This window comes from Polaromonas sp. AET17H-212 (assembly GCF_002379085.1).
GTDB lineage: Bacteria > Pseudomonadota > Gammaproteobacteria > Burkholderiales > Burkholderiaceae_C > Polaromonas.
The window spans coordinates 1-2,402 of record NZ_NBZW01000061.1 but is presented as its reverse complement, the minus strand read 5'-3'; the positions used below and the strand labels follow the sequence as shown (position 1 = coordinate 2,402).

Below are 2,402 nucleotides of genomic sequence, written 5' to 3'. Positions count from 1 at the left end.
GTAAGCGTCCGGCCACCCCCTTCTTGAATTCGGCCGTATAAGCGGCAAGGATGGTGTCCACCAAGGAATTTAGGTGGACACCATGAAAGACTCCAAGAAGATCGTGCGCCGGCGTCATAGCGCCGAACTCAAGGCGCAGGTTCTGGGCGAATGCGCGCAGCCCGGAGCGTCGGTGGCGAGCGTGGCGCTGTCGCACGGGATCAACGCCAACGTCGTGCACAAGTGGCGCCGCCTCGCAGGCGCCGCGCCCTTGCCGGTTGCCTCGTTCGTCCCCGTGGCATTGCCTGCGCCGACTTGCGCAGCGCCAGCGGACATCCGGATGGAGCTGCGCCGAGGCGCAACAATCATGACCATCACCTGGCCGGCCGCGGCGGCTTCGGATTGCGCGGTCTGGATGCGCGAGCTTTTGCGGTGATCCGCATCGACGCCGTGTGGCTGGCCATCGATCCGCTGGACATGCGCTCGGGCACCGAAGCGGCGCTGGCCCGCGTGGTCCACGTCTTTGGCTCAGCCCGCCCGCATCATGCTTACCTGTTCGCCAACCGGCGGGCCAACCGGATGAAGATGCTCGTGCACGACGGCATAGGCGTGTGGCTGGCCGCACGGCGCCTGAACCAGGGCAAGTTCGTCTGGCCCAAGGATGCTGCAGGCACGCTGGCGCTCACCCGCGCACAGCTGGACGCCCTCGTGCTGGGTCTACCCTGGCAGCGCATCGGTGAGGCGGGCGTCATCACCGTTCTGTAAGGCCGATGCAATTGGCGGAAATGCCGATGCGCATCAACACACGCATCGGCATCATCACTTCTCGTGATCAACGAAGCACTAATCCAGGACCTTGACGCGCAGCAGTTGCGCCAGGTGGTGCGCACCCTGATCGTCGAGGTGGCCGGCAAGGACGCGCAGATCGCCTTCAAGCAGGCCTTCATCGACAAGCTCACCCACGAGATGGCGGTGTTGAAGCGGCTGAAGTTCGCGGCCCAGTCCGAGGCGTACAACGCCGAACAGACAAGCTTGCTCGAAGAAACCATCGACACCGATCTGGCCTCCCTGGCCGCCGAGATCGAGCAGGCAGAGCCGCCGCCACCAGGCCAGGACGACAAGCAAAAGCCCAAGCGCCAGCCGCTGCCTGAGGGCCTGCCGCGCCGGGAGATCCACCACGAGCCTGAGAACACCACCTGCGCCTGTGGCTGCCAGTTAAAGCGCATCGGCCAGGATGTGGCCGAGAAGCTGGACTACCAGCCTGGCGTGTTCATAGTGGAGCGGCATATCCGCGGCAAATGGGTCTGTGCGAAGTGCGAAACCCTGATCCAGGCGCCGGTGCCGGCGCACGTCATCGACAAAGGCATCCCCACCGCCGGCCTGTTGGCCCAGGTGCTGGTGGCCAAGTACGCCGACCATCTGCCGCTGTATCGCCAGGAGAGCATCTTTGCTCGAGCCGGGCTGGCGCTGCCGCGCTCGACGCTGGCGCAATGGGTGGGGCAATGCGGGGTGCAGCTGCAGCCCCTGGTCGATGCGCTACGCGCCGAGTTGCTCAAGCACAGCGTGCTGCACGCCGACGAGACGCCGGTGGCGATGCTCAAGCCGGGCAACGGCAAGACCCATCGCGCCTACCTGTGGAGCTACTGCACGACCACCTACAACGAGACGAAGGCGGTGGTGTTTGACTTCGCCGACAGCCGTGCTGGCCAGCATGCCCGCGACTTCCTCGGCCTGCCCGGCGAAGACGGCTGGCACGGCAGCCTGGTGTGCGATGACTTCAGCGGCTACAAGGCCTGCTTCGAGATGGGGGTGACCGAGGCCGGATGCCTGGCACACGCCCGGCGCAAGTTCCACGAGCTGTGGGCCAACCACCAGAGCGCCATCGGCGAGCGGGCGTTGAAGTTCTTCATGCAGCTGTATGACATCGAGCGCGAGGTCCGTGAACTGGATGCCGCCCACCGAAAACGAATACGACAGGAGCGAGCCCGGCCGGTGGCCGATGCCATGCACCTGTGGCTGGCCGAGCAGCGCAAGAAGGTGCCCGAGGGTTCGGCAACGATTAAAGCAATCGACTACAGCCTGGGCAGATGGCAGGCGCTGACGCGCTACATCGACGACGGGGAACTGCCCGCCGACAACAACTGGGTCGAGAACCAGATCCGGCCGATTGCGATTGGACGCTCGAACTGGCTGTTTGCCGGGTCACTGCGTGCCGGCAAACGCGCCGCGGCGGTGATGAGCCTGGTGCACTCGGCGCGCCTGAATGGGCACGATCCGTACGCATACCTGAAGGACATCCTCGAGCGGCTGCCCACGCAGCCGGCCAGTCGCGTCCAAGAGCTGCTGCCGCATCGCTGGCAGGCCCCTCTCTCCACTACTTGACCCTGTCGGCCGTCGTCAAGACGGGATCACCGCGCGCTTAC

Annotated in this window: 3 protein-coding genes; all 3 read left to right on the top strand. The window is 65.4% G+C overall.

Features of this window, described 5'->3' with window-relative positions; translation table 11 throughout:
• The first annotated feature begins 82 nt into the window (after positions 1–82).
• The 3 genes from tnpA (at position 83) to tnpC (ending at position 2,361) form a co-directional block, all read left to right on the top strand.
• Positions 83–415: an IS66-like element accessory protein TnpA gene (gene tnpA, locus B7G53_RS22205; RefSeq protein ID WP_096671793.1), complete on the top strand. Its 333-nt coding sequence runs from the start codon at positions 83–85 to the stop codon at positions 413–415.
• Positions 382–744, top strand: coding sequence for an IS66 family insertion sequence element accessory protein TnpB (gene tnpB, locus B7G53_RS22200; protein ID WP_176491456.1), 363 nt, complete (start codon positions 382–384; stop codon positions 742–744). Before tnpA ends, tnpB begins: the two co-directional genes overlap by 34 nt.
• A gap of 66 nt (positions 745–810) precedes the next feature.
• Positions 811–2,361, top strand: coding sequence for an IS66 family transposase (tnpC, locus tag B7G53_RS22195; RefSeq protein ID WP_141396439.1), 1,551 nt, complete (start codon positions 811–813; stop codon positions 2,359–2,361).
• The last annotated feature ends 41 nt before the right edge of the window (positions 2,362–2,402 follow it).